This window comes from Arthrobacter sp., assembly GCF_031988865.1.
GTDB lineage: Bacteria > Actinomycetota > Actinomycetes > Actinomycetales > Micrococcaceae > Arthrobacter_B.
The window spans coordinates 3,911-11,690 of record NZ_DALZXY010000099.1 but is presented as its reverse complement, the minus strand read 5'-3'; the positions used below and the strand labels follow the sequence as shown (position 1 = coordinate 11,690).

At 62.4% G+C, this 7,780-nt stretch carries 7 protein-coding genes; 4 read left to right on the top strand and 3 right to left on the bottom strand.

Translation table 11 applies throughout. The annotated features are described in order from the left end of the window. The 3 genes from RTN46_RS14660 to RTN46_RS14650 form a co-directional block, all read right to left on the bottom strand. The coding region (locus RTN46_RS14660; RefSeq protein WP_312182461.1) for a hypothetical protein at nucleotides 1–978 on the bottom strand (978 nt) is incomplete at its 3' end. A gap of 297 nt (nucleotides 979–1,275) precedes the next feature. Next, nucleotides 1,276–1,707 (bottom strand): type II toxin-antitoxin system antitoxin SocA domain-containing protein, encoded by a 432-nt coding sequence (locus RTN46_RS14655; protein WP_312182459.1) that lies wholly within the window; start codon nucleotides 1,705–1,707, stop codon nucleotides 1,276–1,278. A 92-nt stretch (nucleotides 1,708–1,799) separates the two neighbouring features. Then, a complete protein-coding gene (locus RTN46_RS14650) occupies nucleotides 1,800–2,720 on the bottom strand; it encodes a hypothetical protein (protein ID WP_312182457.1) in 921 nt (306 codons plus the stop codon). A 149-nt stretch (nucleotides 2,721–2,869) separates the two neighbouring features. Here RTN46_RS14650 and RTN46_RS14645 point away from each other — a divergent pair, with 149 nt between their 5' ends. From RTN46_RS14645 to hpaD, 4 genes are all read left to right on the top strand, one after another. Further along, nucleotides 2,870–4,339: a fumarylacetoacetate hydrolase family protein gene (locus RTN46_RS14645; RefSeq protein WP_312182455.1), complete on the top strand. Its 1,470-nt coding sequence runs from the start codon at nucleotides 2,870–2,872 to the stop codon at nucleotides 4,337–4,339. Then, nucleotides 4,336–5,082 (top strand): GntR family transcriptional regulator, encoded by a 747-nt coding sequence (locus RTN46_RS14640; protein WP_312182453.1) that lies wholly within the window; start codon nucleotides 4,336–4,338, stop codon nucleotides 5,080–5,082. The genes RTN46_RS14645 and RTN46_RS14640 overlap by 4 nt, the downstream gene beginning before the upstream one ends. Then, a complete protein-coding gene (hpaE, locus tag RTN46_RS14635; RefSeq protein WP_312182452.1) occupies nucleotides 5,075–6,568 on the top strand; it encodes a 5-carboxymethyl-2-hydroxymuconate semialdehyde dehydrogenase in 1,494 nt (497 codons plus the stop codon). The genes RTN46_RS14640 and hpaE overlap by 8 nt, the downstream gene beginning before the upstream one ends. A gap of 71 nt (nucleotides 6,569–6,639) precedes the next feature. Beyond that, a complete protein-coding gene (hpaD, locus tag RTN46_RS14630; RefSeq protein ID WP_312182450.1) occupies nucleotides 6,640–7,716 on the top strand; it encodes a 3,4-dihydroxyphenylacetate 2,3-dioxygenase in 1,077 nt (358 codons plus the stop codon). Nucleotides 7,717–7,780 lie beyond the last annotated feature (64 nt).

Below are 7,780 nucleotides of genomic sequence, written 5' to 3'. Positions count from 1 at the left end.
TTTAGTCGTCGTTGAACCCATAATTTGTTGGAGTTCACGCATCTCCCTCCCCCAAGCTTCCGCTCGTATCCTGGAATCCGCTCGTTCCCCTGCCGAGGTGGGTTCCGCATGCCTCAGGGCATCTTCGAAGTCGGAGTATCCGCGGGTGATGTCCAGATGTGGTGGAAGAGCATCAACATCCTGGCGGCCAACTATCAGATGTGGGAGCGCTACGGTTCGGACCCACAGCTCGATGCTTTGAAGTTCTCGAATAAGCAGATGCCAGCTCTGCGTATGAGGACGCATAATCGAGACCTGCGGCCAGATCGAGAGTCCGACGTTCAGCGTATACGGGCCACTAACCAGGACCGTTCCGGAACGGAGAACCTGGTCCTCGCCAAATCCGTGGATTTCCAGTTCGGGATGCGCATAATCAGGAATGATTACCCCCAAGCGCGTCGATGCAACTGCCGGCGCACGGTGCTTAGCCTGATTCGTGTACTCGGCCAACAACCGCAGAGGATGATGCTCGTAATCACTATGGTTATACGGCTGTAGCTCTGCGATTCTCGCGCTCAACTCTGAACCTTCATGCAGTGGCGATACGGTTGCTCGCCTCTTGTCTTTCAACCATTTAGTGAACTTTCCCGATTCGTCATACACGGGCATCTCGATGCAGCGCTCTTCCTTGCTAGTCAAAGAACGCTGAAGCTGGTACTCCACTTCGGCAAAGAGTGTGTGCTCAAGCGCTGCCCTCATTTGAGTCAGGGCATCGGCAGCATAGCGTGCCACCGCTTCAGGAAGAGAGGCCACGGATTTCACTGTCAGATGAGCCCGCCCCTCCCGTGGTACCGTCTCGAGTTCCATGGTGTCGCCCGTGACGTAATCGTAGAGGGCATCAAGACAACGCCAGATGTGGTCATCTGCCTGGGCGAGGGTGAACAGCACCTGATGATGCCGATGTGGTAACCACGAGTAGTCGGGATTCTGCGCATTCACCGGGAGAGCCTAGCTCATCCTCGAGATTCCCGCAGCAAAGCACGCTAGGGCAGGCACACCAAGCAATCCCACTGATTCTGCCTGTCTCCGTTCGAGTGCTGTCAACACACCTGAAATCCAGACTTTAGCCGCTACTATCCCGCTGCCGGGCTGCTTCTGCCCCTCACTGACAGACTTATGCATTTTAAGGCATCAACTTGGCCGAGCCGATCGGGTTGAGCCTCGGGGACGCCCCACCTAGGGAACTCTACCAATGAAACGAGAGGTCAAACATGCACCCTAATCAATTTGAGGCGCTTACAAAAGTGCCTTGAAGTGTTGTTTCATACTCTCCTTGGAAATCACCGTCTCACAGCGAGCACCCTCTGGAAGGCCCCCCCTAGCGCTCTTCCAAGGAAAGCCTCTATGACTTATTTCGCTGAGTTGCACTCCTGACATGTCCGAATAGACCTCGAGAACAGCGTCTACTACGGTCCGATCTCGTTGCCCAAGATTGCTCGACTCACCAGCCGGGAGCAAGGCAACTGAGTATTCACCCTTATGCTGAGAAAACAGCGGCCTAGAAACAGGACCTTTGGCCCATGCCTGAAACTCCTCATTAAAAAGCGGTTCCGAGGTCCACGCGAGCGCCCACCCCTGACTGAAATAACAAAGTTTCTGCAACTTCATTGTAGACATTTCGCCTTTTTTATCGAGAATATAGGCTGCAACATCGACGACTGAAGGCATAGCCCCTCCTCCGCGCTTCCCTCTATGTACAGTGACGAATCACATGTAGCTATAACGATACTATCTGACTCTAAAGCTCGACATGGAGCCGACTAGTGCCGTTGTGCCCCGAGTGGATTAGGGACCTTAGGTTCATATATGGACTGATTCTCAATACTCGTCCGATCGCCTTCGCCACCACCATGCAACATCTCTTCCACCAGCCCATGTGACAACAGGCGTGCGACCATGCGGACCCACTTTTTGTCCTGTGTTGTTAAATCCCTCGCGTTTGGCGCATCCACAGTCAGGATCCCCAGAGGTTTTTCATGCTTGGAGTCAAGAACTGGAGCCGTAATAAAACAAGAGTATGAATCTCGCCTTTCTCCTTCTAAACGAATCCACCCCGGGGAATTGCGATAGATATTCGGCACCACCAAGTCCTTGATGGATTCAGCGCGTTCAATCATCTCTCTCGCATGATCCCTTTTGCCATCCTCCACTTTGTCTGCATAGAGCAGAATTGGAAGTCCGCCGCCATGGTCGTAACCAGCCCTAAGCTTGAGGTAATTCATGTCCTCAGATTCCGATTCACCCGCTTCAAGTAAATAGAATCCGATTCGGACTTCTCTTTCGCGGAAGAGCTTTGGCCCGAGGCCTTCAACGAGGCTATGAGAGTATCGGTCAAAACCATCATCGGCCATCAAGCCTTGAACGGATTTTTCCAACTCCATCAGGGCCGAGAAGGCCACCTCGGCCACACCGGAGGCACCAACCCGTCTTTTCTTACCCGCGAAAAAGCGATCCAAGGCCCCCAGCACACCTGCGGCGACAGTCAGGCCCACCGGCACCCAAAAGGGCACTCCAAAGGGTGTCGCTTGTGGATCAATACCCTTCCAGGTGGTGTACGCGGCAGCGGCCGCTAGAAGTGCGGCATTTACTAGTGATGGGGTTAATGTTCCCCAAAAACTCCAGCCGATCTTCTTTCCTGCCAGACTCATTTTCCCCCCAATCTGAAAAATGATATCTGACATAAGAGGAGGAAGCTGCAACAACGCGCTTGGGCTTGGCCGACAGGCAGCACGATCAGATGGAGGTCACCCAATGCCTCCACCCCTTGACGTGACCCACCCCACAAGGCACACTGGATCGTATACGATTTCGTACCTGATTCAGGAGTGAGATGTCCACGAGCAACCCCGCCACACCGGAGACCCTGGCCTCGGCCGGCAAGGTCATCGCCGTCCACATCAACTACCCCAGCCGGGCAGCAGAACGCGGACGCACCCCGGAGCAGCCCTCCTACTTCCTGAAGCCCAGCTCCTCCCTCGCCCTCACCGGCGGCACCGTGGAACGCCCGGCCGGCTGCGAACTGCTCGGCTTCGAAGGCGAAATCGCCCTGATCATCGGCAAGACCGCCCGCCGCGTGAGCATCGACGACGCCTGGAGCTACGTCGGCGGCGTCACCGCCAGCAACGACCTCGGCGTGTACGACCTCCGCTGGGCAGACAAAGGCTCCAACCTCCGTTCCAAGGGCGGCGACGGCTTCACCCCCGTGGGCCCGGCCATCCTCGACGCCGCCGCCGTCGACCCCGCGGCCCTCCGCATGCGCACCTGGGTCAACGGCGAACTCGCGCAGGACGACACCACCGAAGACCTGCTCTTCCCCTTCGCGCAGCTGGTCGCCGACCTCTCCCAGCTGCTCACCCTCGAACCCGGGGATATGATCCTCACCGGCACCCCCGCCGGCGCCTCCGTGGCCGTCCCGGGCGACGTCGTCGAAATCGAGGTGGACTCCCCCTCCACAGGCCTGACAACCGGCCGTCTGGTCGCCACGGTCACCGAAGGCACGACGCCGCTGGCCGCCTTTGGCGCGCAGCCCAAAATCGATGACAAGCAGCGCGAAGAAGCCTGGGGCTCCGCCGAAAAGGCAGGCCTCACCCCGAAGCAGCCCACGCTCACCCCCGAGCTCAAGGCCAAACTGGAATCCGTCGCCACTGCCACCCTCAGCTCGCAGATGCGCGCCCGCGGCCTGAACAACGTCTCCATCGACGGCCTCACCGGCACCAAGACCGGCCGCAAGGTGGTGGGCACCGCCCGTACTCTGCGCTTCGTGCCCAACCGCGAGGACCTCTTCAAGTCCCACGGCGGCGGCTACAACGCCCAGAAGCGCGCCATCGATACCGTCCGTGACGGCGAAATCCTGGTCATGGAAGCCCGCGGCGAAAAGGGCACCGGCACCCTGGGCGACATCCTCGCCCTGCGCGCCAAGCACAACGGCGCCGCAGCCATCATCACCGACGGCGGCGTCCGCGACTACTCCACCGTGGCCGGCATCGACCTGCCCGTGTACTGCGCCAACCCCCACCCCGCCGTGCTCGGCCGCCGGCACGTCCCCTGGGACACCGACCTCACCATCGCCTGCGGCGGCGCCACCGTCCAGCCCGGGGACATCATCGTGGCCGACGACGACGGCATCCTGGTGATCCCGCCGGCCATCGCCGCGGAACTCGTGGAAGCCTGCATCAAGCAGGAACACCAGGAAGAGTTCATCGCCGAAATGGTCCAGGCCGGGCACGGCGTCGACGGCCTGTACCCGATGAACGCCGCCTGGAAGGAAAAGTACGAGGCCTGGGCGGCGGAACAGGCGTGAGCCCTTCTCTGCCCAGCAACACTGCCGGAAGCACCAGCAAGGCCGAACAGGCCTACCAGGCCGTCCAGTCCAAAATCGCCTCCGGTGAATACGGACCGGGCTACCGCCTGGTACTCGGCCGGATCGCCAACGACCTGGGCTGCTCCGCCGTCCCGGTGCGCGAGGCGATCCGCCGGCTGGAGGCCGAAGGGCTGGTCCGGTTCGAGCGGAACGTCGGCGCCACCGTCACCGGCATCGACCCCACCGAGTACCTCTACACCATGCAGACCCTGAGCCTGGTGGAAGGCTATGCGACGGCGCTGTCCGCTCCCCTGGTCACCGCCGAGGACCTGTCCAAGGCGAAGGCGATCAACGCAGAAATGCGGAACTGCCTGGAGCACTTCGACCCGGTCCGCTTCACCGCCCTGAACCGGGACTTCCACTCCGCCTTGTTCACCAACTGTCCCAATCCGCACATCCTGGACCTGGTCCATCGCGGCTGGAACCGGTTGGGCGCCCTGCGCTCCTCCACCTTCAGCTACGTTCCCGGCCGGGCCCAGGATTCGGTGGCCGAACACGATGAGCTGCTGCGGCTCATCGAGTCAAAGGCCGACGACGGCACCATCGAGGCCGCGGCCCGCGCCCACCGGATCGCCACCCTCGACGCGTACCTGAAACACAACGCCGCTGCCCCCGAACCCCCGACCGCAACAAAGACCACCCCCACCAAGACCACAGCATCAAAGGAGACGCCCCATGGCTGAGCACTACGTTCCGGAAAACCTGCCCACACACATCCAGCACTTCATCAACGGTGAGTTCGTCGACTCGATCAACGGCGCCACCTTCGATGTGCTGGATCCGGTAACCAACCAGAACTACGCCACCGCCGCCGCCGGCCAGAAGGAGGACATCGACGCCGCCGTCGCCGCCGCCCGCGAAGCCTTCGCCAATGGCCCGTGGCCCAAGATGAAGCCGCGCGAACGCGCCCGCATCCTGAACAAGATCGCCGACGCCGTCGAGGCCCAGGAAGCCCGCCTCGCGGAGATGGAAACCTTCGACACCGGCCTGCCGATCACCCAGGCCAAGGGCCAGGCCCTGCGCGCCGCGGAGAACTTCCGCTTCTTCGCTGACCTGATCGTCGCCCAGTTCGACGACGCGATGAAGGTGCCCGGCAGCCAGATCAACTACGTGAACCGCAAGCCGATCGGCGTCGCCGGCCTGATCACGCCGTGGAACACGCCCTTTATGCTCGAGTCCTGGAAGCTCGCCCCGGCGCTGGCCACCGGCAACACTGTGGTGCTCAAGCCGGCCGAGTTCACCCCGCTCTCCGCCTCCCTGTGGGCGGATATCTTCACCGAAGCCGGCGTGCCGGCCGGTGTGTTCAACCTGGTCAACGGCCTCGGCGAGGAAGCCGGCGACGCGCTGGTGAAGCACCCGGACGTTCCGCTGATCTCCTTCACCGGCGAAACCACCACCGGCCAGACCATCTTCCGCAACGCGGCGGAGAACCTGAAGGGCCTGTCCATGGAGCTCGGCGGCAAGAGCCCGTGCGTGATCTTCGCGGACGCGGACCTCGACGCCGCGATCGACTCCGCCCTGTTCGGTGTCTTCTCCCTCAACGGCGAGCGCTGCACCGCCGGCTCCCGCATCCTGGTCGAGCGCCCGGTGTACGACGAGTTCTGCGAGCGCTACGCCGCCCGCGCCAAGAACATCGTGGTCGGCGACCCGCACGATCCGAAGACCCAGGTCGGCGCGCTGGTGCACCCCGAGCACTACAACAAGGTGGCCTCCTACGTGGAGATCGGCAAGACCGAAGGCCGCCTGCTGGCCGGCGGCGGCCGCCCCGAAGGCCTGGAAGAGGGCAACTACATCGCTCCCACCGTCTTCGCCGATGTGAAGCCGGACGCACGGATCTTCCAGGAGGAGATCTTCGGCCCCGTCGTCGCGATCACCCCGTTTGACTCCGACGCCGAGGCCCTGGAACTGGCCAACAACACCAAGTACGGCCTGGCCGCCTACATCTGGACGCAGGACCTGACCCGCGCGCACAACTTCGCGCAGGACACCGAGGCCGGCATGGTGTGGCTGAACAGCCACAACGTCCGGGACCTGCGCACCCCGTTCGGCGGCGTGAAGGCCTCCGGCCTGGGCCACGAAGGCGGCTACCGCTCGATCGACTTCTACACCGACCAGCAGGCCGTCCACATCACCCTCGGCACCGTCCACACCCCCAAGTTCGGCGCTTAACCAGCTCACAGACGCTTAATCAGCCATAGACAGGGCCCGGTCAGAGCAGACCGGCCCCGTAAGGAGAAACCATGAACGCCAACCCCAACCCGATCCCCACGCCGTCCATCGCTCCGCCGGACATCGTCCGCTGCGCCTACATGGAACTGGTGGTCACCGACCTGGCCAAGTCCCGCGAGTTCTACGTGGACGTCCTGGGCCTGCACGTCACCGAAGAGGATGAGAACGCGATCTACCTGCGTTCCCTCGAGGAGTTCATCCACCACAACCTGGTGCTGCGCAAGGGACCGGTCGCCGCCGTCGCCTCCTTCGCCTACCGTGTGCGCACCCCGGAAGACGTGGACGTTGCCGAGGCGTACTACAAGGAACTGGGCTGCCGCACCGAGCGCCGGGCCGAAGGCTTCACCAAGGGCGTGGGCGACTCCGTCCGCGTCGAGGACCCGCTGGGCTTCCCGTACGAGTTCTTCTACGCCGTGGACCACGTGGAACGCCTGACCCAGCGCTACGACCTCTACTCGGCCGGCGAGCTGGTCCGCCTGGACCACTTCAACCAGGTCACCCCCGACGTCCCGCGCGGCCGCGGCTACCTGGAGGACCTCGGCTTCCGCGTCTCCGAGGACATCAAGGACTCCGACGGCGTCACCTACGCTGCCTGGATGCATCGCAAGGACACCGTGCATGACACCGCCCTCACCGGCGGCGACGGCCCGCGCATGCACCACGTCGCGTTCGCGACCCACGAGAAGCACAACATCATCCAAATCTGCGACAAGATGGGCGCCCTGCGCATCTCCGACCGGATCGAGCGCGGCCCCGGCCGCCACGGCGTCTCCAACGCGTTCTACCTGTACATCCTGGATCCGGATGACCACCGCATCGAGATCTACACGCAGGACTACTACACCGGCGACCCGGACAACCCCACCATCACCTGGGACGTGCACGACAACCAGCGCCGCGACTGGTGGGGCAACCCCGTGGTCCCGTCCTGGTACACCGAGGCCTCCCTGGTCCTGGACCTGGACGGCAACCCGCAGCAGGTTGTGGCCCGCACCGACTCCTCCGAAATGGAAGTGACCATCGGCGCGGACGGCTTCTCCTACACCCGCGGCGACGAGACCGACTTCAAGGTCGGCTCACAGCTCTAGGTATTAACTGAAGTACGACGGCGGGAGGGGCGGCGGTTGCCGTCCCTCCCGTTTTGCATTGGGC

Bases quoted from the DNA above. Each gene is read 5' to 3' on its own strand.
- RTN46_RS14655 (WP_312182459.1), bottom strand. From the start codon at position 1,707: ATGCCTTCAGTCGTCGATGTTGCAGCCTATATTCTCGATAAAAAAGGC.
- RTN46_RS14650 (WP_312182457.1), bottom strand. From the start codon at position 2,720: ATGTCAGATATCATTTTTCAGATTGGGGGGAAAATGAGTCTGGCAGGA.
- RTN46_RS14645 (WP_312182455.1), top strand. From the start codon at position 2,870: ATGTCCACGAGCAACCCCGCCACACCGGAGACCCTGGCCTCGGCCGGC.
- hpaE (WP_312182452.1), top strand. From the start codon at position 5,075: ATGGCTGAGCACTACGTTCCGGAAAACCTGCCCACACACATCCAGCAC.
- hpaD (WP_312182450.1), top strand. From the start codon at position 6,640: ATGAACGCCAACCCCAACCCGATCCCCACGCCGTCCATCGCTCCGCCG.